Consider the following 21,081-nt stretch of genomic DNA (forward strand, 5'->3'; position numbering starts at 1 on the left):
TGCGCGAAGGTTCAGTAGTCTTGCAAAACTTGAGTACCGAGGCCGCCAAACGACAAGGCCCGGCTATTGGCCGGGCCTTGTCATTGCAGGGCTTGCGAAACACTCGGTCGTTTATCAGGTGAGCGGTTTGCGCAGCAGGATATCGACCGCGAAGACGCCCAGGACAGTCCCGGACACCCAGCGTTGAGTGCGCATGGCAGAGGGTCGCTTGGCCAGGAAACCACTGACCCTGGAGGCGGCGAGGACGATCATGCCGTTCACTGTGACGGCGATGGTGATCTGTACCAGTCCCATCTGGATGAATTGCTGGAAGGTAGACCCTGCGGAAGGGTCGATGAACTGGGGAATCAGCGCGGAATACATCAGCGCAATCTTCGGATTCAGCAGGTTCGTCACTAGCCCCATCGTGAACAGCCGTCTCGGCGAGTGAGGTGGCAGTTCGCGCGCCTCGAAGGGGGAAGCGCCCCTGGGCTTCAGCATGTTCCAGGCCAGGTAGCCCAGATAGAATGCGCCTGCGATCCTGACGACATCGTAGGCAACTGGCACCGCCTTGAACAAGGCAGCCAGCCCCAGTCCAGCAGCCAGCAGGTAGCACACGAAGCCTAGCGCCACACCCGCCAGCGAAATCATCCCGGCCAGCCGCCCTTGGGAAATTGCCCGCGAGGTCAGGTAGATCATGTTGGGACCCGGTGTCAGAACCATGCCCAAGGAGATGATGGCCACACCGGCCAGGTTTTCCAGCGCCATCATTAGCGTGCTCCTTCGTTCAAAGGGGATTGGTCGGCCCGCTGCTGCTCGAGCCAGCCGAGACTGCCGCGAAACAGCGCATGCTGAGCGCGCTGTGCCACTGGCCGAACCACGATCTCGTCGACATTGACATGTGCCGGCTGATCGGCAACCCAGGCCACTACCTGGGCGACATCGTCCGCGCTCAAAGGCCGGTCGACATCCTCGTAGATGGCGTTGACCCGTTCGGCGTCGCCGCGAAAACGCTTCAAGGAAAACTCTGGCGTATGCACCATGCCGGGGAGCACCTCGGTGATGCGCACCGGTACGCCCTTCATCTCCAGTCGCAAGGAATGGGTCAGTGCGCGCTGAGCACTCTTGGCCGCGCAATAGCCGCCGCCCCCCTCATAACTGGCTAGCGCCGCCGTAGAGGTAATATTGACGATGGCCCCTTGGGATGCGATGAGCCGAGGCAACATCAGTTGGGTCATCAGCAAAGTCCCCAGTACGTTGCTGTTGAACATGTTCGTCCAATCCTCGGCACTGGCCCTGTCTACCGCATCCAGGCCGATCGCACCGCCCGCACAGTTCACTAGAAGATCGCACTCGCAAATCTGCACCAAGTCCTCCTCTCGCGCTTGTGTCACGTCCAGCACAATGGCGTGTCCGCGGATTTCGCCGGCAATCTGCTCGAGCCGCTCACCCCTGCGCGCCACAAGGAATACCCGCCAGCCACGACTGGCCAAGGTACGGCTGCACGCCTCGCCAATGCCACTGCTGGCACCCGTAACCACTGCTGTTTTCAAGATTGAGCTCCCCATGACTCGGATAACTGTTCGAAGATCTTCCCCACGTCGCGTACCAACGCGGGACGATCGAAGCTGCGCAGGCGAAGACGGGTGCCAGCGCCCTCATAAACACCACTGGCGAGGCGATCCAGGTTCTGCGGCTGCGCCCAGTACAGGGTACCCAAGCCATCGCGCGGCGAGCTGTTGCGGCGGGCGATCACCCATGCTCCCCGCTCGCGGTGCAATGGCCTGCCCTCCTTGCTAAGGCTGCGCGCAAGGTCCCTGTAGCGGGTAGACGCCCCGGTCTGGAGTTCCCAAGCGATCCCCAGCAGGTCGATATCCCTCACCTCTCGCCAGAGGAACGGGATTTCGGCGCCACCGACCCGGGCACCGATTTCCAGGAACAGCCATTTGTCATCCAGGTCGAACAGTTCGAGGTGGAAGACGATTTCTCGCTCAGGCGCGAAGACTGCCAGCAGTTGTTCGACGCGCCCCGCAATCCGCTGTTCGTCATCGCCCTCCTCGAGCTCGATGCTACCCAGCGGGCTATCCGGACCGAAATCGGCACAGCTATTCACATAACGCGACGCCGTGACCACCACAATCCGTTGCCCGTCCCACCAACCGTCTACGTGCAGGATGGGGGCCGCGCAGTAAGCCTGGACCATCATCGGCTCCGTTGCCTGCCGGATCTGATCAAGATCCTTTGGGCCGCGAAGAAATTTTACGCCGCGACTCGCCGTGCCGTAGCGCGGCTTGAGCACCAGCGGATAACCGTGTTCGGCCGCCAGCCGCTCCACTGCTTCGAGGGAATCGGCGGCCGAGGCAGGCAGCACGCCGATCGACGATTGCCGACCAGCGACCTGCAGCATGGTGAGCTTGTCGCGGAACCGCTCGGTCCACGCGACAAGATCTCCCGGTATCTGCCATCGCTCGCGGATAGAAGCAGCATTGAGCAGGTCGCCCTCGTTAAGGGCAACCACCAGCGCTGGGACGCCATGTTGCTCGACCAGGCGCTCAACCTCGACCATGACCGCCTCGGCATCGTCCAGCGAGGCGAGCGTCGAGCTTGACGCCAGACGCTCGCTCGGCAGGGACGCGAGGGATTCGGGCGTGCAGATCGCCCGAATTTGCATTCCCGCAGGCAGTTCGTATCGGTCGTAGAGCGCTTGGTAGCCGACCCAACGGTGCAAGCAGAGGACATATCTCATGCCGTGGGGTCCACGATGAAGTGAACCGCTTCCACCAGTTCGTCGCCGATACGAACGGCGTCTTCGCGCGAGGAGCCTGTTGCCAGGACATACCCTGAAACGCAGTCGGCAACGGTGTCGAGCGGCGGAATCTTGTCGCCCTCATGCTTCTGGATGACTACGGCACGCTCGGCTGCGCCCAGCTCGAACAGGAACGGCAGGAACACCAGTGGAGTCTCGCCTGGCTTGGTGTGGCGCACATCGACGTCAGGCTTGAGATCGAGCTCGACCTTTCTTACCTTGCCCGGCGTCGGTACGAAGAACTGGATCGCTGCACCCGCTATCGGCTCGGGCGACACATCCGGCAGGGTGTCGATACCCAGTGGCACAGTCAGGAACATGCGGTTCAGGTCCAGGCCGAACGCACGCCGTACCAGTTCCGGAGCACCCGAGCCCGCCAGACGAGCGTGGGATTCGAGTACACGAGGACCTTTCGGGGTCAGCACGAACTCGCTGTGGGAAGGCCCCTCCTCCAGCTCTACGGCGTCGAGCAGGCGGCAGGTCATTTCCTTCAGCTCGCTCAGCCATTTCTTGGCCTCAGTGCTCGGCGTGCTGACCTCCCACTCAACGTATTTATCGTTCATGCGGTACTGGGAGTAACCAATCGGAAGGTGGCGCCCCTTGAACGAGAAGGAATCGACGCTGACGACCGGCCCCTCCAGGTACTCCTCGATGATGATGTGCTTGACGTCGGCATCCTGAAGCGCTTGCCAGGCCTTGGAAGCGGAGGCTTCGTCATCGCAGGGATGGATGTGCAGGCTGGCGACGCCTTCGGCTGGCTTGAGAACCGACTTGCCATGCGCTTTGACGAACGCGACGGCATCCTGCGCACAGGTGACATGGCGATAGGCGACCGGGCTCAGGTTGTGCTCGACCAGCAACTCGCGCATGGCCACTTTGTCTTTGAGCAGGCGCGCAGTCTTATAGGAAACCCCGGTGAGGCCAAAGTGATCGACCACCTTGCCCGTTGACTCGCCCGCCACTTCGGTGGTGGTAATGATGCGATCGAACGGACGTTCGCGGTGCAGGGGTTCGAGGACCTTGATAATGGCCTCGGCGTCGTCAAGCCTGGCATGCACCACCTGCTCGCAATGGGCGAGGATTTCCTGCTCGTAGTCACCCTCTTGATGCACCAGTACCACGTCGATGCCCAGTTCCTTGGCACCGTGAATGGGCGCGGGGCGGCCACCGACTACTGCGATACGCTTATTCATGCATAAACTCCATGTCTATTGGGATGGTTCTTGTGTGATGGTTTTTGAAGATAAGGCTCAACTGCCGTACACCCTGCGCAGCCAGCGCGCCTTGCCGTTGAGCAAAGGCTGGAACGCCTTGCGTCGATGCAGCACGCGGGCATTTTTGAAAATGAAGAAGTCGCCTGGTTGCAGCACCACCTCTATACCCTGGGCATCACGCAGGCACTGGCGCAGCAGCGCAAGCGCCTTTTCGCTGTCCCGGTCGAGCGCGGCCACGATGCCGTCGTCAAAGCGCAGGCGATAACCGCCATCGTCCTGCTCCAGCACCGGCAGCACCCTCGGCTGGCCATCGAAGCCCTCGTTGGAGGCCGGGGCACCAAAGGTGTAGGCAGACTTCTGCAACTGGGCGATCGCCCAGGCAGGCAGCTGTGAAAGGACATGATCCACACAAACAATGTCGGTGGAGGCGCCTTCAAAGTTGCGCACGGCGGTGAAGGCCAAAAAGTTCGGCACGGAGGTCGCGACACTTCGGCTTTGATCGGCGAAGGGCCAGTTGGGGTTGTCGGTGTGCCAGAAAAACTCCACATCCGCCCCCCAAGAGCTCGTGGTGCCCGCAGCCTCCGGGACCGGAACGACGTTTCTGACCAGCTTGCCGAAGTTTTCATACTCGACGGCATGCGGCCTGACATCCAGCAACCGCAACATGCCAAAGTGCAGCAGATCAAAATCAAGCACGCACTCGGCATTGGGCAGGAAGCCATTGCGCGGCGTCGCGACGTCCGTAGAGAGCGAAATGCCTCTGATGAGCAACGCTTTGTGCGGGCTGGCAGGAAATGCGCGAATCGCCTCGACGATATCCCGGCCCAACACCGTGCCGAGCCAGTCCCCACCGACGGCTCCCACACTGTCAGCGCAGTGCGGCGTTTCGGCCAACCTCACGCGACAGTCCTTCAGCCCGGTCAGGTCGGGATCATTGACGATCATCTCCTGGACCAACGACGCCTCCTGAACATCCAAGGCCATGACGCTCATGATTTGCGGTTCAGGTATGAGGTGACCTTGGGGTCCGGCCGATGGGCAAACGCTTTGGTCCGCCGGATGAATATCCCCAACGGCAGGATCAGGTAGAGCAGAACATAATCCATAGTGCACCTTCCCTAGTGTATGAAATAGTTAATCCAGCGGTACTGTCTCGCGCCAGTCGACCGCTTCCTCAAACTGAGGCTGCTCCGATTTATCGAGGTAGAAATCGCCAATCGCCAACACATCCATGTTGGTACGCATGAAGCAGCGATAAGCTTCGAACGGCGTGTTCACAATGGGCTCACCGCGCACGTTGAACGAGGTGTTGACCAGTACAGGACACCCTGAACGCTGGTAGAAGTGTTCAAGCAGCGCTCGGAACCGCGGGTTGCGCTCCCGGTCCACGGTCTGCACCCTTGCCGAGAAATCCACGTGGGTGATTGCCGGCAGATCGCTACGCACCAACTTGAGCAAGTCGATGCCGGTAAGCCGCGCATTCTCCTGCGCGATTGCCTTGCGAATGTGCTTTGCAATGGGCGAGACCACCAGCATGTAGGGGCTTTCCTCGACGATGTCGAAGTAGTCTGCCGCTTTCTCCTCAAGCACCACGGGAGCGAAGGGTCGGAAGGACTCGCGAAACTTGATGCGCAAGTTCATGTTTGACTGGGTGTCCGAGCGACGCGGATCACCCAGAATTGAACGGCTGCCAAGTGATCGTGGACCGAACTCCATTCGACCCTGGAACCAGCCGATGACCCCGCCGGCCTCTATGCTGGTGCTCACCCGCTGGTCGAGCTCTTCCTGCGAAAGCTTGTGAAAAACTGCGCCGCAGGCTTCCAGTTCGTCCCTGATCTGCTCCTCACTGTACTCCGGCCCGAGCAATGCCCCGCTCATGCCATCACGAACGCCAGCCGGTAGTTCGCGGCTTGTTACCCAGCGATACTTGCGGTCGGTCAGCAGCGCGGCGCCCAGCGAGCCACCCGCATCGCCTGCCGCCGGTTGCACCCACAGCCGGTCGAACGTCCGCTCACGTGAGATCACTCCGTTGGCTACGCAGTTAAGGGCAACGCCCCCGGCCATGCATAGCGCTGTCTCGCCAGTGAGCTCGCGGGCGGTCTTGGCCAGGCGCGAAACGACTATCTCCGTGACTTTCTGCACCGATGCTGCCAAATCGAACTCGCGATCGGTAAGTGGTGCCTCGGGCAAGCGCCGGGGGCCACCGAATAGCTGCTCAAAGGCATCGCCCGTCATGACTTGGCCCTTGATGAACTCGAACTTGGTCCAGTCAAGCCTGAAGCTGCCATCGGGCTTCACATCGATCAGATGCGAGAGGATCGTGTCGGCGTAGTGAGGCTTGCCATAAGGCGCAAGCCCCATCAGTTTGTATTCGCCGGAGTCCACCTTGAAGCCGCAGAAATAGGTGAAGGCCGAGTAAAGCAGGCCCAGCGAATGGGGGAAGGACAACTCCGCGACCAGTTTGATGCCGTCTGGCCTACCGTGCCAGAGAGTGGTCGTCGCCCATTCGCCGACACTGTCGATACACAGGATCGCAGCGCTCTCGAACGGACTGGGGAAGAACGCCGATGCAGCGTGGGATTCGTGATGGCCATGCACTTCGATTCGGCGACCGTCCCGGTCTCCCATCGCTGCGAGATGACGCACGACCTCACGGTCCATCCGGCGTTTTTTCGATAGCCATTCGCCAAGCACCGGTGCATAGGTGCGCGCTGCCGAAAACCCGGCCACGGCAGCCGTCGAGAGCACCCGACGGAACTTGAGCGCCGGGTCTTCGTAATAGGCAACATGGTCGACATCGGCCAGGTTTATACCTGCGTACTTCAGCACGTACTCAATGGCCCTGCATGGAAAACCCGGGTCATGTCGGATCCGGCTGAAACGCTCTTCCTGGGCGGCGGCGACGATCTTGCCGTCCACAACCAGAGTGGCCGCGCTGTCGTGATAAAAGGCAGAGATGCCAAGCGTTATCGTCATAGCAGCGACCTCACTTTTTCGCGAAACTTATCCAGCATTGTTTGCTCCCTGGGTGGATTGAGCGCGACGAATCCATTACGCACGCGCGCCCAAAGTTCATCACGGTCACTTCTAGAAAATGCGCAAAGGTAGGTATCCAGACTCGCGGCAGCCCATGCGGTATGCCCGGTAGAGATGTTGTCGATGGAGTTGTGCAGATCGACGAACATCGTCGGATAGCCGTAGGCGACCAACGCCTTGTGGGTACGCCGATAACCGCCACCTACACCGGATAGCTCCATCGCCAGGTTCAGCCCGAGAATCTCCGGGCAGTAAGTTTGGGGATATCGTCCGATGGACAACCAGAACACGGGCAGCTCGAAGTCCTCGTCGTTGAAGCAAGCTGCGTTGGCGTATCCAGGGTCGGCGGTGGCCGGCAACTCGCCATGCACTGCCTTGAGCAGATGGCGGTAGATGACGGGATGGTTCTGCGCCTCGATTCCGTTGCCCAACTCATCGTAAAGCGTTTCAAACAGTCGGCTGCCGTACGCCGTGGAGGCTACCGCCGGATGGGCGAACCCGGCCAGCCAAGCCCCGTCGATCATTGTCAATGGCGCCAAGGACAGGATATCGGCGACCACCTCATCGCGAGACGGCAACTCTTCGTTCTGTTCCAGTGCCTGGTTGGACGCTTCATGCTGGCCCTGCAACCACTGCTGCAGGACACCGGGCGCCCAATGCTCTGGCAACGAGCAACGCCCCTTGGCGACGCCACGGGCGGCCCTGGCCAACCAGCTCTTCACGTAGCGACCGGCAAAGGATTCCTCTGACGGCGTGAGCTCCATACGCAACAGGCGCGGGTAAGCCTCTCGTGGGCTGAATCTGGCGACCAACGCTTGGGTTTCAGCATTCTCGCGAAGACTCCCGGCGAGTCTGCCGTCGTCTTTCCATACCTGGAAAGCCGGGGGCTGCATGGGCGCATCGGAGTAAGGCAAGCTGGAGATCCAGCGGTGAAGAATGGCGATATCGTCGCGACTGAAGATCCGGAACATCTTGCCCCGCGGCGAAATCAGGTTGGTCAGCAGTGGACTCGATTCCGGCTTGCCCGCCCGCACGTAGGCGCTGGCGGCAAGATGGTCGAGGAACTTCAACGAGTCGTCGACCGCGAGCAAGGGCTTCATCGGCACCTTATTCAGCCGTGTCTTGTCATGGTATTGGCAAGCATCCAGCCGACGTCGGCTGATCAGGTGACATGCCGCCTCTCTCGGATCGAGCCAGCGCTCAAGCAGATTGAGCAGCGCTTCGTTCATCTCCTCGACCTGCCGGCGCGCCCACAGGTAGCCTTGGCGCACCCCATCGTTTCCGGCCGCTCCTATGTGCACGAGAAATTCCCGGACGGCCACTTCAGCGAGCACGGCGAGATCATCGGCACTACCGGCGGGGTCGCGACGCAGATCGAGAAACTGGCGTGCGGACGGCTCATTACGGGCGATGAACTCGAACGCGGGCAGCAGCCCGCAATGGCGCAGGTAAAGGTTGACCCCCAGGATCTGGGCCGTCAGCGACTCCGGGAAATGCCCCAGTACGACCAGCGTCGAGGCCACGTTGAAGGCCCCGTCCGAGATCCTTGGGTCGGCCACCGCTCGCAGGAGATCTTCGCCAGCATCTGCCAGCGCATGCTGACGCAGCAATTCCTGGTAGCGCTGGATACGACTGGCCCCCGGCTGACCGGCACCCACATCCGCCGCATGGATACTCAGCGCTGCCATGGCATGGCGCGCTTCATTATTCCAACTGCCACACAGCCCATGAATCAGGTGCTGGCTGCCGATCAGAAAGGGAGCCGACTCCAGTGCCGCCTTGGCGCCCAGCGCCTGGGCATCCGCTTCGTTCGTTTCGATTGCCTGTGCCAACCGTCGGAATCCGTCGCGCAATGGCCCAAGCCGTTCGCATGCAACGCTCGCCAGCCCTGCCAAGGCCGGCGCGCTGGTGAAGTCGACGTCTGCCAGCTCCGTGCCATGCACCGCACCCAGGCAAGTGCGCAGGGTGACCGGCGTGAACATGCGCCTGGCCTCTCCCCCGGTCTCTGCCCCGAGGAAACTGGAAAAGATTTGCCTATTAGTCTTCATCAGTGCATTGGATAGATGGAGGAATTGTTTTTCTTCTTGGCTTTTTTCTTTTTCTTGAACAAAGAACCAAGTGCCTTGCGAATTCGCTGGAACATAGAGCCTCCTAAACTTTCATTGCAGGTATCGATGAATGGCGTGTGCTACGACATCACTGCCAAGGTCGGTAAAGTGCGCACGATCAACGTACAACCATTCATCGGCCGGACGTTCTCTAAAATCATCGATCAGACTGGCAAATCGAATACCCAAGTCATGACAACTATTGGCCAAACTATCAGCGTAATATTCCGCGACAGCAGGCGCGGATATATCGCCATACAAATGCTGCCAAGTACCAAACCGGGAAATCCGATCAAGCTCATCGAACAATTTCTGCTCTTCGGCGCACGGCGTTCTTACCCAAGTCGCCAAGGGCTGGAGAACGAACGTAAGTTCCGCCCCCAAAGATTCCGCGAGTCGTTTCCAAGTAGTCAGACAATTCATGGTGTCTTTTAGAGCGCGCACCAGAGTTTGCGAAATCGGCGGCACCTCGGTCGTTTCGGCTGGCCACTTTGGAAGTTTGCCAGGCGGCAGTTCTGCGCCATTCTCCTCAGCAATTTCATCAAACTTTTCGTAGTAGTCACCGCAGAAGTAGAACGGCGGCAGATCACCTCGAATGAACTCAGGAAGACGCGCCATGACCAGAGTGTTGAAGCCACCCATGATCACGATGCGTCGCACTTTGGGCAGTCGATGGGCATGCAGCACGAACAGCATCAATTCCTGGGTCGCATTAAAGGTATGACCCGCAAAATTCAGCCATGGCGTATCGTCTGGATCATACGTGGACAGGCGGCTCGCCACCGAGGCGGCATCGCTGGAAGCCCCGTAACCCAAGGCTGACGAAGCCCCGACCAGCAAATTCACCTCTGACAGCGCGCTGCCCTCGAGGGTGCCGACACTGATCGGCCGGCCTTGCGCATCATGGGCCAGGCGAAATCCGAGCCGATCGGTATTGATCGATTCCGAACGGTAGTCGGCGGCATTGAAACCCATCACATAAGGCAAGTACTGGGAACGACTGCGACTGGCGAATTGATCGTAGGTGAGCATCTGAGGTGTCAACTTCACACGCTCCAGACTGGGATCATCCAGCGCGATACGCTTGCGTCTTTTAAACATGGCCAAGCCACTCCTTTAGCGAGAATCAGAATTCCATTTGATCAGCCGAATTTTTTCGAGGCGAATGACACCACCCCTTTCGAATTCTTATCGAAAGTGCGAATTTGCCAATATCGACCCATGGCAAGCCAGACACGATAAGTTTTGGTTATTACTAACCAAAACCATTACATGTATGAAGATCGAAACTAACTAAAATCGTATGCGAGCGATAAAATTCACATCGCGATGAGACGGGGCGGAAAATTCAGTGATGGCTGTTGCGAGGTGAAATATGAAGGTATTGCATACCGCAATACGGTGACGCGGAGAGCTTCCATGCATTGTATCGTCCCTTTACCTTTTATACTTTTCAGCCCCTCAGGGAGGAGTCATGCGATCGAGTCTAGACATTGGATCCAGAATGTCAAATGAAAGTACCTGCATTTCTTCCACGGGGAAAAACATTCATGAAAGGGCGAGCAAATCAAACAAACCCTATGAGTGCCCGGTCACTCATGCCAATTAAATGACAGCACTAATATTGACATTGAAATGGCCCGGACAGACGGACCGGTGTTGCGGCACTTACTGGCGGCACAGTGAATATACTCAGCGGAGGGGGACTCATGCCTCGGAGAGCAATCATGCGCACGGTTCACATCATCGAAGCCGGGAAAACGCCCGCGCCGGTCAAAGTTGTTGGAGAGACGATCACTATTCTTGCCGGCGGCGATCTGACCAAACCCTTTGAAATGCACATCCAGGAAGGTGTGCAAGGTGGAGGGCCACCGCTGCACTTTCACCCTTGGGACGAAGCGTTCTATGTCATTGACGGGCAGGTTGAAGTGACTGTCGAGGGGCAATCCACTACCGTCTCGACCGGCGGCTACGTGCACATCCCCGCCGGGTCGATCCATGCCTACAAGAACATCAGCCCCACCGCGAAAATCATTGGCGTGGTTTCCGATCCACGCGGCGGTCAGTTCTTTGCAGCGCTGGATCAGCTCAAAGTGCCCGAAGACCTGCCTCGGATACTGAAGATATCTGAAGGCTTCGGGGTTACGTTTCTGCTACCGAAATCACCAGAACACGCGTAGGGGAACGTTCAGGCAGCACCACCCTTGGCCTGTTGCTCCAGGTGCAGCTGCAACTCTGGATCGATCTTCAACGCCGCAGCCAGTTCATCCAGATAGTTGCGTTCGGCGTCCTGCTGATCGTCCACCAACATCACGCTGGCCAGGTACATCTCGGCGGCCATGCCCGGGTCTTGGGCGGACTGCGCCACATCGGCGGCATCCAGCGGTCGGGCGACTTCGTCATCGAGCCATTGCTGCAGTTGCGGGTCGTCGGTGTGGCGGCCGATTTCGGTGCTGATCATTTGTTTCTCGGCATCATCGATGCGGCCATCGGCCTTGGCGGCGGCGATCAAGGCACGAAGGATGGCGTGGCTGTGGTCTTCGATTTCCGGGCCAGACAACAAGTCAACGGTGCGCGGTGCCTGTTGCGGTGCCGAGGCCTGGCTGCGTTGCCAGGCCTGATACGCCTGGAACGCCATCATCCCCAAAGAAGCCAATGCCGCGTAGTTGGTGCCGCCCGAGCGCGTTTGCGTCGAACCGCCCATGGGTGATCCGCCACCCAGCAGACCACCGAGCAATCCACCCAAGCCTCCGCCGCCCGCACCGGCCCCCCCGCCACGCCCTAACAGACCACCAAGCAACCCGCCAAGATCACCCAAACCTCCTTGAGCTGACGCCGCGCCGCCACTTTGTTGCGCCTGCGAGCCCCGGCCGGCCCGCAGTAATTGCTCAAGCAAATCGCTGGTGTTCATGACGAGGTCCTCATTAATGGGCAGAAACTCAGTCAAGCAACGATAGTCCTCGCCAGACATTCCGCCAACTCCGTCTGGCTGACGTCTTGGGTGTTGCTCTTGCCCTTCACACTCCTGACAGAAACTGACACCGCCTCCTTTTATGCTGCGCCCACCTTGAATGGAGCAGCCCTATGATCACTCCCCGTTATATTTTGCTTTTCGTGGAAAACCCCGCCGTGAGTGCACGGTTCTATGAGTTTCTGCTGGAGCGCAAGCCCGTGGAAGAGTCGCCAACCTTCGCGCTGTTTGTGCTGGAGGGCGGCTACAAACTGGGGCTCTGGTCACGGCATACCGCCGAACCGGCAGCGCAAGCGACGGGCGGCGGGACCGAGCTGGCGTTCCCGGTTGAGTCCGCCGAGCAGGTCGACGCACTGTTTGCCGATTGGAGCGCGCTCGGGCTGACCATGGCCCAACCGCCGACAGAACTCGACTTCGGTCGCACCTTCGTCGCACTTGACCCGGATAACCATCGGCTGCGCGTGTTCCACCCCTCATGAGCTGACGTCCATCCCGGCATCGGACCGGCACAGGCGTACAGTGCTTTAATTCTTGCCCCGGATATTTCCGGGGTATTTTTTTGCCCGGCGGCTAAGATTCATAGGTGGTGAACCTTATTCCCGAAAATCCGGTCGATACCTGCAACCCGACCCGGTTTGCCGACGCCCTCAACAAGGGGGTGATAACTGGCTTGCTTCACTTTCTGGAGAACGCCCCCGTGATATCCACTGTACACATTGCCAGGCTCAAAGCATGGGGCGCCCATGGTTTTACCGCCACTGGCGTGGTCACAGCCTTCCTCGCGACCCTCGCCTTGTTGGAGAACCAGCCCACCAATTGCCTGCTGTGGCTGGGCGTGGCGCTGATCGTCGACGGGCTGGACGGCGCGTTGGCGCGCAAGGTCAATGTACAGTCGGTGCTACCGAGTTTCGACGGTTCGATCCTCGATCTGGTGATCGACTACCTGACCTACGTGTTTATCCCGGCACTGTTCATCTACCGCTACATCCCGTTGCCGGACTACACCCTGCTGCTGACCGTGTCGCTGATTCTGGTGTCGTCGCTGTTTTGCTTCTGCAACGTCAATATGAAGAGCAAGGACAACTACTTCCAGGGCTTCCCCGCCGCATGGAACGTGGTTGCGCTGTGCCTGTACATCATCGACCCATCGCCATGGATCACCTTGCTCACCGTCATTGGCCTGGCGCTGCTGACCGTGACCCGAATGAAATTCCTGCACCCGTTCCGCGTACGCCGGTTCATGCCGATCAACATTGCCGTGACGGCCGTCTGGCTGCTGTGCAGCTTGTCGCTGGTGGTCAACCACCCGGTCATCAATCCGCTGGTGATGGGCTTGTGGCTGCTGATGTCGGCGTACTTCCTGGGGATCTGCTTCTGGCGCACAGCGTTGGAGTGGTTCGACGGCTCGCGGCTCAAATAGGCACTGCGATCATGCCGATCCACATCGTGCAACTCGGCTCACCCCGCACCGCGAATGAAGGCCTGCGCCTGGGCACGGTACGCCGCCCGCCCCGCGGTGTACCGAAGGCCGAATTTGCCAGCCGGGATTTTTACGACGTGTGGCAGCCGCTGCTGTCCCCCAGCCCCGAGTTGGTGGCTGAAGCCAAAGCGGCTGAAAATGCCAAAGCCTGGGATGCTTTCAAGCGCAAGTTCAAGGCCGAGATGAACCATCCCGCACCCAGTCAGCTGCTCGACCTGCTGGCCGCCCTCTCCCATCAAACGTCTCTGGCCGTGGGGTGTTATTGCGAGGACGAGGCGCACTGCCACCGTTCCGTATTACGGGAATTGCTGGAGGCACGGGGCGCGAAGGTTATCTAGATAAAGAAAACACCACAAATCCCCTGTAGGAGCGAGGCTTGCCCGCGAAGAGGCCAGCCCATTCAGCATCAATGTTGCCTGACACACCGCCATCGCGAGCAGGCTCGCTCCCACAATTGAACTTCGGTGTGACACCTCTGCACTTGAATGCAGCACGAACTTCAGCCCGAAGCTGCCTTGCGGACGAGAGGTTGATCATGGTCAATACTTAGAGGATTGAATGGCTATCGAATGACCACACGTCGGGCGCACAGACGCTTCCCCATCGCAGCTCCAGGGGGACCGTCATCTGCTCGTTTACCCACGGGAGGTTTGTCATGTCTGGTCAAGCACGTTTCATGCTGGTCGCCTCGCCCCTGATGGAACACAGCCCCGCCTTCGACCGGGCCGCAGCGCTGGCCAAGGCTGAGGATGCGGCCTTGCACATCGTGGCTTTCGACTATCTGGAGGGTCTGGCGACCGCCGGCTTGGTCAACGAAAAGGCCCTGGAGCAGATGCGTCTGGGCTATGTCGAGCGCCACCGCCAATGGCTTGAGGAACAGGCCCGGCCCCTGCGCAAGATCGGTGTGCACGTCACCACGGAGGTGACTTGGGTCGAAAATCCGCTGGAGGAAATCCTGACTCACCTCAAAGAGCAGCCGATGGATGTGCTGATCAAGGCGCTGGAGCATCAATCACGGCTGTCGCGGCTGGTGTTTACCCCTCTCGACGTGCATTTGCTGCGCGAATGCCCGGTGCCGCTGCACTTCGTCAGCCATGCCATTCATGCGTTGCCGCGCAAGATTGTCGCCGCGGTCGATCCGTTCCATCGTGACGATCACTACAAAACCTTCAATGACCGGATTCTGCACGAAGCGTCAAAACTGGCGAGCGCCTGCAATGCCGAGCTCGACGTGGTCTACGCCTATGACCTTTCGTCCATCAGCTCGGACGAGTTCAGCTTCGAGAACGGTTCGGCGTTTTTTGCTTCGGACAAGGCCAAGACCCTGTTCGACTTCCAGGAGGATGCCTTCAACGAATTGGCCGCGCGCAACGGCATCGCGCCGGAGCAACGGCACATGATCATGGGCAGCCCGACCAAAGTGCTGACCCGCTATGCCGATACCTATGACGTTGATGTGATTGTCATGGGCCGGGTCGGCCATCGCGGCATGGGCCGGTTGATCGGCAGCACGGTAGAGCATCTGCTGTACAAAATGCCGTGCAGTGTATGGGTGGTCTATACCGAGCGGTTGGATGAGTGAGGGGCGGGCCAGATTTGGCACATCCCCCTTGTGGGAGCGAGCTTCTGTGGCGAGGGGGCTTGCCCCCGTTCGGCTGCGAAGCAGTCGCAAAGCTTTTAGGGCCGCTTCGCGACCCAACGGGGGCAAGCCCCCTCGCCACAGAGCTCGCTCCCACAGGGGATTTGTGTTGTCGTTTCAACGCCGTGTAATCACCACCTCCAGGTATTCACTGGGCACCACCAGCGACCGTTCCCCCGCTCGGTTCAGGCGATTCAGCAGTTCGGTCAGTTCGTTTTCCAGGGCCGTGCCCTCTTCGGGTGGCAGGGTCGCAAAGGCCTTGTGAACCGGCCCATACCAGGTACGGAAGGTGTCGATCCAGTGCGCGGCCGAGCGATAGCGGAAGTTGAACAATCGCCGTGTCACCTGGAGCTGGAAATCGCGCTGGTCGAAGTGCGAGTTCAACCAGGCTTCGGTGCCCCAGTTCGAAGGGGGTTGCGCGCCTGGCGGTGGCGGCATGTGGCGGCCCAGGGTCTTGAACACCTGGCCGATGTAGCCCTCAGGCGTCCAGTTGGCAAGGCCGATCCGCCCGCCAGGACGGCACACCCGCGCCAGTTCCGCTGCAGCCTTGGGCTGATCCGGCGTAAACATCACACCAAAGGTCGAAAGCACGGCATCGAAACTGGCGTCCTCGAACGGCAAGTCCTCGGCATCGGCCACCTGAAAAGTCACGTCCAGGTGTTCCGCCCGTGCGCGGTCTTCGCCGCGTTCAAGCAACTTGGCCACATAGTCAGTGGACGTGACCTTGCAGCCCCGGCGCGCGGCGGCGAGCGTTGCATTACCGTTGCCGGCGGCGACGTCCAGCACCTGCTCATCACAGAGCAAGTCGCAAGCTTCGGCCAGTTGTTCGCCGACGATTTGTAAGGTGGTACCGATCACGGCGTAGTCGCCGCTGGCCCACGAGGCCATTTGACGATTTTTCAGGGCAGTGAGGTCAATGGGGGTACTCATGGAGTCTGCTCCGTTGCGGGTTTGAACGCGTCCCGGCTCACTCCGCCGTGGTGGGATCGATGATGTTCATGACCTGGGAAACGCTGGTGATGGGAAATTCACCCTTTTGGGCGTGCTCCCTGATGAGTCCCTCGTTCGGCGCGATGTACACGCAGTAGATCTTGTCGCCAGTGATGTAACTCTCCAGCCACTGCACCTCCGGTCCCATCTCGCGCAACACATCGCAGGATTTTTGCGAGATCGCTTTGAGCTCCTGTTGCGGCAGTCCACCGGCACCCGGAAGCTCGCGTTCAATAATGTATTTAGGCATGGCAACTTCCTTTTCTTGATGGTGATGACAGGGTCGGCAGTGATCCCGTCGTCCACAAACTATCGCTCCCGGATACGCCGGCGTCCTGCCGATCGTCCGGAGAACTCACGAAATATGGCATTCTCCGATGCATGGTCGCCTATCTGTAACGCCGCATTAACAGATTGGCTTGCGTCGCCGAAAACGAGTTAAGCGGCAGGCGTTTTGGCCTCTTCCAGCAGTTGCCGAATCATCTGCTCCTGAGTCTCGTACCGTCCCTCACCAAAGTGGGTGTAACGCACCTGCCCCTTGGCGTCGATCAGGTAGTGAGCGGGCCAGTATTGGTTATTGAAGGCGCGCCAGATCGCGTAGTTGTTGTCGATCGCCACCGGGTAGGTGATGCCGAGTTTTTTCACCTGGTCGCGGACGTTGTCGATGATGCGCTCGTAGCCGTATTCCGGAGTGTGCACGCCGATCACAACCAGGCCGTCCTTCTCGTATTTCTTCTCCCAGTCCTTCACGTAGGGCAAGGTGTGCTGGCAGTTGATGCAGTCGTACGTCCAGAAGTCCACCAGTACCACTTTGCCGCGCAGGGAATCGTTGCTCAGCGCTGGCGAGTTGAGCCATTCGACCGCGCCAGAGAGTGACGGCATCGCGCCTTTGGCCGCGTCCATGGTCGAGTCGGCCTTGACCTTGCTGACGAAGTAATCGACCACTTTCGGTACGGTTTCCAGCACGCGTTGTTCAACCGTGGTGACGCCTTCGGATGAGGTGCTGGCGAGCAACTTGTTGTCGGCACCCGTGGAGATGACCGCTGCGGCAACCAACACCGCAGCCCCCGTGCCGCGACGCAGCCAGCCAGTGAGCGGAATCGACGGTTTCAAGCGATTGACCAGGCCGCGACCGGCGAAGATCAAAGTGCCCAGGGACAACGCGCTGCCCAGGCCGTAAGCCACCAGCAAAAGACTGGTCTGAGCGTTGGCGCCTTGCAGCATGGCGCCGGTGAGGATCACCCCGAGGATCGGCCCGGCACACGGCGCCCAGAGCAGACCGGTGGCGACGCCGATCATCACCGAGCCTAACGGGCCAGACATTTTGCGAGTGTTGGGATCAAGGCGATTGCCCAGCAGCACGAACGGGCGCGCCAGCCAGCCACCAATGCGGGCGGAGATCAGCGACAGCGCGAACAGCACCATCACGATCAGCGCCACATGGCGGCCGGTGTAGTTGGCTTGCACCACCCAATCGCTGCTGACCACAGCCAGGCTGGAGATCAGGGCGAAGGTCAGGGCCATGCCGCCGAGGGTGAGCAGGATCGAGGAGCGCGTACGTTTAACCCCGGCAAACAGAAACGGTACGACCGGGAGGATGCAGGGGCTGAGGACGGTCAAAATGCCGCCCAGGAATGCGATGAGGAGCATGGGATCACCTTGAAAGTACGAGTCCATGTGGGAGCGAGCCTTTGTGGCGAAGGGGCTTGCCCCCGTTCGACTGCGAAGCAGTCGTGAACCGGTCACTGCTTTCTAATTCAAGATCGCGGTGGCTGATTTCAGGGGTGCTTCGCGCCCCAACGGGGGCAAGCCCCCTCGCCACAAAGGCTCGCTCCCACACTAGAAATGTTGAGTTCATGGGAACAGTGCCTGGCTTCAAGCCGTCTGGTTTTCCAGCTGCTGGCCCTGTGGCGTCCGGCTGTAGCCGTTCTCTGCAACCAAATGCCCTTGCGGCGTGCGGCTGGAACCATCCTCAGCCAGCAGCGGAGTCAGTTGGAAGCAGGTGCTGCTGCCACAGCTATTCTGTTCTACCGCAGCGTTGGCATGGGCAGCGGCGCCGGCTACGGAGAAAACGATGGCGGTGAAAAAGCGGGTGATGTTGTTCATGATGTTCTTCCTGTTTCAAAGCGGATGGGCAATGGGTAGTCGAAGGATTCAGTTGCCTTCGTTGCAGCCATCCGCGAATTTGCTGTAATCCAGGACTTGGGTTTTGCCTTGGGAATCCAGGTAGGTCATCCGCGCATTCACAATCCCGCAAGATGGCGTGGCGTCCTGTTTCATCGACAGCACTTTCTGGATGTCCAGGTGCGTGCCGTAGGTGTAGGTTTGAGCGGTGACATCGGCTTCGGCCCGGGCCGACAAGGTGCAGATGTTCAGGGCGGCAAACAGGCAGGCGGCGTACACGGCTTTGGTATTCATGATGGGTCCTCTGGGCTTCAATAGGTCAATCGTTGATTGAGCCGAGGCGGTTGGGTTTGCCTCGATGGAACCTATTTGAAACCCGCGAGGTATCCCGTCTGTGTCGAGAACAGGCGCAGGTAAATCGCTGTGTATCAGCGCAGGCCTGCGATACACAGCGATACAAAACCCCTGAAATCAGCTGTTTTTGCGTCCCCGTGTATCTGCTGATACGCCAGATACACTGCAATACAAACGGCGGCAGGCGAGCGGGCCAAGGCTCGATAGACTGCGCGACAACTCCCATTCAAGAGGCTTGGTCACCATGGAACACGTCGATCACATTCTCATCGTGGACGATGACCGCGAGATCCGGGAACTGGTAGGCAACTACCTGAAGAAGAACGGCCTGCGCACCACCGTAGTCGCGGATGGACGGCAGATGCGCTCGTTTCTGGAGTCCACGCCGGTGGACTTGATCGTGCTCGACATCATGATGCCGGGCGACGATGGCCTGGTCCTCTGCCGCGAGTTGCGCGCAGGCAAACACAAAGCCACGCCGGTGCTGATGCTTACCGCTCGCAACGATGAAACCGACCGCATCATCGGCCTGGAAATGGGCGCCGACGATTACCTGGTCAAACCGTTCGCCGCCCGTGAATTGCTCGCCCGCATCAACGCAGTGCTACGACGCACGCGGATGCTGCCACCGAACCTGGTGATCACCGAAAGCGGTCGTCTGCTGGCATTCGGTCGCTGGCGCCTGGACACCTCGGCCCGGCATCTGCTGGATCAGGACGGCACCATGGTCGCCCTCAGCGGCGCGGAATATCGCCTGCTGCGGGTGTTCCTCGATCATCCTCAGCGGGTGCTCAATCGTGACCAGTTGCTTAACCTGACCCAGGGCCGCGATGCCGATCTGTTCGACCGCTCCATCGACTTGCTGGTTAGCCGCTTGCGCCAGCGTCTGCTGGACGATGCCCGGGAGCCGGCCTACATCAAGACCGTGCGCAGTGAAGGCTATGTGTTTTCCCTGCCGGTGGAAGTGCTCGGTGCGCCGTCATGAATCTTGCGCTGCACTGGCCCCGCACACTGGCCTCGCGGCTGTCGCTGATTTTCCTGATCGGCCTGATTCTCGCCCAGGCGCTGTCCTTTGGCGCTCAGTACTATGAGCGTTACGAAAGTGCGAAAAATACGATGTTGGGCAATCTGGAAACCGATGTTTCGACCTCCCTCGCCATCCTCGACCGTTTGCCCGCCGACGAACGCCCGAACTGGTTGCAGCGTCTGGAACGTGCCAACTATGGCTATCTGTTGAATGAAGGCTCGCCGGGGACGCCGATGGCAGCCAGCGATGTGCCGATTGCAGCGATCTCGATTCAGGACGCCATCGGCCATGATTACCCGCTGACCTTTACCGACATCCCCGGCCCGAAAAAACACTTCCAGGCCCACCTGAAACTGAAGGACGGCAGCCCTGTCACCATTGATGTACGGCCGTCGATGGTGCCGTTGTCGCCGTGGTTGCCGGCGGTATTGTTGGGGCAACTGGCATTGATGATCACCTGCACCTGGCTGGCCGTGAGAGTCGCCATCCGCCCGCTCACCCGCCTCGCCCAAGCGGTGGAAACCCTCGACCCCAACACCCATGCCGTGCACCTGGACGAAAAAGGCCCGACCGAAGTCGCCTACGCTGCGCGGGCATTCAATGCGATGCAGGCGCGCATTGCGGCTTATCTCAAGGAACGCATGCAACTGTTGGCGGCAATTTCCCACGACCTGCAAACCCCGATCACCCGCATGAAACTGCGCGCCGAGTTCATGGATGACTCCAGCGAGAAAGACAAACTGTGGAACGACCTCGGCGAGATGGAACACCTGGTGCGCGAAGGCGTGGCCTATGCCCGCAGCATTCATGGGGCCACCGAGGAAAGTCGCCGTACTGATCTGGATTCGTTCCTCGACAGCCTGGTGTTCGACTATCAGGACATGGGCAAAGACGTGCAACTCGACGGCAAAAGCGCAGCCGTGATCAACACCCGGCCGCATGCCTTGCGACGAGTGCTGGTGAACCTGATAGACAACGCGCTGAAATTCACCGGCGCGGCAGAGTTGTGGGTGGAAACGCAGGCTGATGGCGGCTTGTCGGTGAAAGTGATGGACCGTGGGCCGGGGATTGCCGAAGAGCAATTGGCGCAGGTGATGGAGCCGTTCTACCGCGTGGAGAATTCGCGCAATCGCAGTACGGGAGGGACCGGTTTGGGCTTGGCGATTGCCCAGCAGTTGGCCATCGCGATTGGCGGGTCATTGAAATTGAGTAATCGCGAAGGCGGTGGGTTGTGTGCGGAGCTCAGGTTACCAGCTCAGACTGCATCATTGTAGGAGCGAGGCTTGCCCGCGAAGAGGCCAGCACATCCAACATTGATGTTGACTGACACTCCGCCTTCGCGGGCAAGCCTCG

At 59.7% G+C, this 21,081-nt stretch carries 21 protein-coding genes; 7 read left to right on the top strand and 14 right to left on the bottom strand.

What is annotated here, in order from left to right; all coding sequences use genetic code 11:
• Positions 1-114 precede the first annotated feature (114 nt).
• The 8 genes from PMI30_RS09330 to PMI30_RS09295 form a co-directional block, all read right to left on the bottom strand.
• Positions 115-750, bottom strand: a complete 636-nt coding sequence (locus PMI30_RS09330; protein ID WP_008011857.1) for a LysE family translocator — start codon at positions 748-750, stop codon at positions 115-117.
• The gene (locus PMI30_RS09325) at positions 750-1,532 is read right to left on the bottom strand and encodes an SDR family NAD(P)-dependent oxidoreductase (protein ID WP_008011859.1); all 783 of its coding nucleotides are present in this window, start codon (positions 1,530-1,532) and stop codon (positions 750-752) included. The genes PMI30_RS09330 and PMI30_RS09325 overlap by 1 nt, the downstream gene beginning before the upstream one ends.
• Positions 1,529-2,725, bottom strand: coding sequence for an ATP-grasp domain-containing protein (locus PMI30_RS09320; protein WP_008011861.1), 1,197 nt, complete (start codon positions 2,723-2,725; stop codon positions 1,529-1,531). Before PMI30_RS09320 ends, PMI30_RS09325 begins: the two co-directional genes overlap by 4 nt.
• Positions 2,722-3,978, bottom strand: coding sequence for an ATP-grasp domain-containing protein (locus PMI30_RS09315; RefSeq protein ID WP_008011863.1), 1,257 nt, complete (start codon positions 3,976-3,978; stop codon positions 2,722-2,724). Before PMI30_RS09315 ends, PMI30_RS09320 begins: the two co-directional genes overlap by 4 nt.
• A gap of 57 nt (positions 3,979-4,035) precedes the next feature.
• A complete protein-coding gene (locus PMI30_RS09310) occupies positions 4,036-4,992 on the bottom strand; it encodes a TauD/TfdA family dioxygenase (protein ID WP_008011865.1) in 957 nt (318 codons plus the stop codon).
• A 141-nt stretch (positions 4,993-5,133) separates the two neighbouring features.
• On the bottom strand, positions 5,134-6,975 hold the full coding sequence (locus PMI30_RS09305) for a carbamoyltransferase family protein (RefSeq protein WP_008011869.1): 1,842 nt from the start codon (positions 6,973-6,975) through the stop codon (positions 5,134-5,136).
• Positions 6,972-9,017, bottom strand: coding sequence for an iron-containing redox enzyme family protein (locus PMI30_RS09300; RefSeq protein ID WP_032835762.1), 2,046 nt, complete (start codon positions 9,015-9,017; stop codon positions 6,972-6,974). The genes PMI30_RS09305 and PMI30_RS09300 overlap by 4 nt, the downstream gene beginning before the upstream one ends.
• 177 nt (positions 9,018-9,194) lie before the next feature.
• The gene (locus PMI30_RS09295; protein WP_008011875.1) at positions 9,195-10,244 is read right to left on the bottom strand and encodes a hypothetical protein; all 1,050 of its coding nucleotides are present in this window, start codon (positions 10,242-10,244) and stop codon (positions 9,195-9,197) included.
• 626 nt (positions 10,245-10,870) lie between these two features.
• On the opposite strand from PMI30_RS09295, the gene PMI30_RS09290 reads away from it, so the two are divergent.
• On the top strand, positions 10,871-11,323 hold the full coding sequence (locus PMI30_RS09290) for a cupin domain-containing protein (protein WP_032835763.1): 453 nt from the start codon (positions 10,871-10,873) through the stop codon (positions 11,321-11,323).
• A gap of 8 nt (positions 11,324-11,331) precedes the next feature.
• Here PMI30_RS09290 and PMI30_RS09285 read toward each other — a convergent pair whose 3' ends face one another.
• On the bottom strand, positions 11,332-12,054 hold the full coding sequence (locus tag PMI30_RS09285) for a tellurite resistance TerB family protein (RefSeq protein ID WP_238542007.1): 723 nt from the start codon (positions 12,052-12,054) through the stop codon (positions 11,332-11,334).
• 173 nt (positions 12,055-12,227) lie between these two features.
• On the opposite strand from PMI30_RS09285, the gene PMI30_RS09280 reads away from it, so the two are divergent.
• The 4 genes from PMI30_RS09280 (at position 12,228) to PMI30_RS09265 (ending at position 15,176) form a co-directional block, all read left to right on the top strand.
• A complete protein-coding gene (locus tag PMI30_RS09280) occupies positions 12,228-12,593 on the top strand; it encodes a VOC family protein (protein WP_008011881.1) in 366 nt (121 codons plus the stop codon).
• 218 nt (positions 12,594-12,811) lie between these two features.
• Positions 12,812-13,534 (top strand): phosphatidylcholine synthase, encoded by a 723-nt coding sequence (gene pcsA / locus PMI30_RS09275; RefSeq protein WP_032835764.1) that lies wholly within the window; start codon positions 12,812-12,814, stop codon positions 13,532-13,534.
• An 11-nt stretch (positions 13,535-13,545) separates the two neighbouring features.
• Complete coding sequence (locus PMI30_RS09270) at positions 13,546-13,932, top strand: DUF488 domain-containing protein (protein ID WP_008011883.1); 387 nt, start codon at positions 13,546-13,548, stop codon at positions 13,930-13,932.
• A gap of 317 nt (positions 13,933-14,249) precedes the next feature.
• Complete coding sequence (locus tag PMI30_RS09265; RefSeq protein ID WP_008011884.1) at positions 14,250-15,176, top strand: universal stress protein; 927 nt, start codon at positions 14,250-14,252, stop codon at positions 15,174-15,176.
• Positions 15,177-15,350: 174 nt separating this feature from the next.
• Here the strand turns inward: PMI30_RS09265 and PMI30_RS09260 are convergent, their stop codons facing one another.
• From PMI30_RS09260 to PMI30_RS09240, 5 genes are all read right to left on the bottom strand, one after another.
• On the bottom strand, positions 15,351-16,163 hold the full coding sequence (locus PMI30_RS09260; RefSeq protein WP_008011885.1) for a class I SAM-dependent methyltransferase: 813 nt from the start codon (positions 16,161-16,163) through the stop codon (positions 15,351-15,353).
• A 37-nt stretch (positions 16,164-16,200) separates the two neighbouring features.
• On the bottom strand, positions 16,201-16,473 hold the full coding sequence (locus tag PMI30_RS09255; RefSeq protein ID WP_008011886.1) for a DUF4242 domain-containing protein: 273 nt from the start codon (positions 16,471-16,473) through the stop codon (positions 16,201-16,203).
• Between the two features lie 188 nt (positions 16,474-16,661).
• Positions 16,662-17,873 carry a cytochrome c biogenesis protein DipZ gene (locus PMI30_RS09250; protein WP_008011887.1) on the bottom strand — a complete coding sequence of 404 codons (1,212 nt, stop codon included), beginning with the start codon at positions 17,871-17,873 and terminating at the stop codon, positions 16,662-16,664.
• A gap of 225 nt (positions 17,874-18,098) precedes the next feature.
• Positions 18,099-18,329 carry a hypothetical protein gene (locus PMI30_RS09245; protein WP_008011889.1) on the bottom strand — a complete coding sequence of 77 codons (231 nt, stop codon included), beginning with the start codon at positions 18,327-18,329 and terminating at the stop codon, positions 18,099-18,101.
• Positions 18,330-18,377: 48 nt separating this feature from the next.
• Positions 18,378-18,641 carry a DUF2790 domain-containing protein gene (locus tag PMI30_RS09240; protein ID WP_008011891.1) on the bottom strand — a complete coding sequence of 88 codons (264 nt, stop codon included), beginning with the start codon at positions 18,639-18,641 and terminating at the stop codon, positions 18,378-18,380.
• A gap of 304 nt (positions 18,642-18,945) precedes the next feature.
• On the opposite strand from PMI30_RS09240, the gene PMI30_RS09235 reads away from it, so the two are divergent.
• Together PMI30_RS09235 and PMI30_RS09230 are read left to right on the top strand one after the other, a co-directional pair.
• On the top strand, positions 18,946-19,686 hold the full coding sequence (locus PMI30_RS09235) for a response regulator (protein WP_008011892.1): 741 nt from the start codon (positions 18,946-18,948) through the stop codon (positions 19,684-19,686).
• Complete coding sequence (locus PMI30_RS09230; protein ID WP_008011895.1) at positions 19,683-21,002, top strand: ATP-binding protein; 1,320 nt, start codon at positions 19,683-19,685, stop codon at positions 21,000-21,002. Before PMI30_RS09235 ends, PMI30_RS09230 begins: the two co-directional genes overlap by 4 nt.
• The last annotated feature ends 79 nt before the right edge of the window (positions 21,003-21,081 follow it).

This window comes from Pseudomonas sp. GM50 (assembly GCF_000282375.1).
Taxonomy (GTDB): domain Bacteria; phylum Pseudomonadota; class Gammaproteobacteria; order Pseudomonadales; family Pseudomonadaceae; genus Aquipseudomonas.

What these genes read in the sequence shown, in the direction of transcription:
- PMI30_RS09330 (WP_008011857.1), bottom strand. Translation starts at nt 750, where the DNA reads ATGATGGCGCTGGAAAACCTGGCCGGTGTGGCCATCATCTCCTTGGGC.
- PMI30_RS09320 (WP_008011861.1), bottom strand. Translation starts at nt 2,725, where the DNA reads ATGAGATATGTCCTCTGCTTGCACCGTTGGGTCGGCTACCAAGCGCTC.
- PMI30_RS09315 (WP_008011863.1), bottom strand. Translation starts at nt 3,978, where the DNA reads ATGAATAAGCGTATCGCAGTAGTCGGTGGCCGCCCCGCGCCCATTCAC.
- PMI30_RS09310 (WP_008011865.1), bottom strand. Translation starts at nt 4,992, where the DNA reads ATGAGCGTCATGGCCTTGGATGTTCAGGAGGCGTCGTTGGTCCAGGAG.
- PMI30_RS09305 (WP_008011869.1), bottom strand. Translation starts at nt 6,975, where the DNA reads ATGACGATAACGCTTGGCATCTCTGCCTTTTATCACGACAGCGCGGCC.
- PMI30_RS09300 (WP_032835762.1), bottom strand. Translation starts at nt 9,017, where the DNA reads ATGTTCACGCCGGTCACCCTGCGCACTTGCCTGGGTGCGGTGCATGGC.
- PMI30_RS09295 (WP_008011875.1), bottom strand. Translation starts at nt 10,244, where the DNA reads ATGTTTAAAAGACGCAAGCGTATCGCGCTGGATGATCCCAGTCTGGAG.
- PMI30_RS09290 (WP_032835763.1), top strand. Translation starts at nt 10,871, where the DNA reads ATGCGCACGGTTCACATCATCGAAGCCGGGAAAACGCCCGCGCCGGTC.
- PMI30_RS09285 (WP_238542007.1), bottom strand. Translation starts at nt 12,054, where the DNA reads ATGAACACCAGCGATTTGCTTGAGCAATTACTGCGGGCCGGCCGGGGC.
- PMI30_RS09280 (WP_008011881.1), top strand. Translation starts at nt 12,228, where the DNA reads ATGATCACTCCCCGTTATATTTTGCTTTTCGTGGAAAACCCCGCCGTG.
- PMI30_RS09270 (WP_008011883.1), top strand. Translation starts at nt 13,546, where the DNA reads ATGCCGATCCACATCGTGCAACTCGGCTCACCCCGCACCGCGAATGAA.
- PMI30_RS09265 (WP_008011884.1), top strand. Translation starts at nt 14,250, where the DNA reads ATGTCTGGTCAAGCACGTTTCATGCTGGTCGCCTCGCCCCTGATGGAA.
- PMI30_RS09260 (WP_008011885.1), bottom strand. Translation starts at nt 16,163, where the DNA reads ATGAGTACCCCCATTGACCTCACTGCCCTGAAAAATCGTCAAATGGCC.
- PMI30_RS09255 (WP_008011886.1), bottom strand. Translation starts at nt 16,473, where the DNA reads ATGCCTAAATACATTATTGAACGCGAGCTTCCGGGTGCCGGTGGACTG.
- PMI30_RS09250 (WP_008011887.1), bottom strand. Translation starts at nt 17,873, where the DNA reads ATGCTCCTCATCGCATTCCTGGGCGGCATTTTGACCGTCCTCAGCCCC.
- PMI30_RS09245 (WP_008011889.1), bottom strand. Translation starts at nt 18,329, where the DNA reads ATGAACAACATCACCCGCTTTTTCACCGCCATCGTTTTCTCCGTAGCC.
- PMI30_RS09240 (WP_008011891.1), bottom strand. Translation starts at nt 18,641, where the DNA reads ATGAATACCAAAGCCGTGTACGCCGCCTGCCTGTTTGCCGCCCTGAAC.
- PMI30_RS09235 (WP_008011892.1), top strand. Translation starts at nt 18,946, where the DNA reads ATGGAACACGTCGATCACATTCTCATCGTGGACGATGACCGCGAGATC.
- PMI30_RS09230 (WP_008011895.1), top strand. Translation starts at nt 19,683, where the DNA reads ATGAATCTTGCGCTGCACTGGCCCCGCACACTGGCCTCGCGGCTGTCG.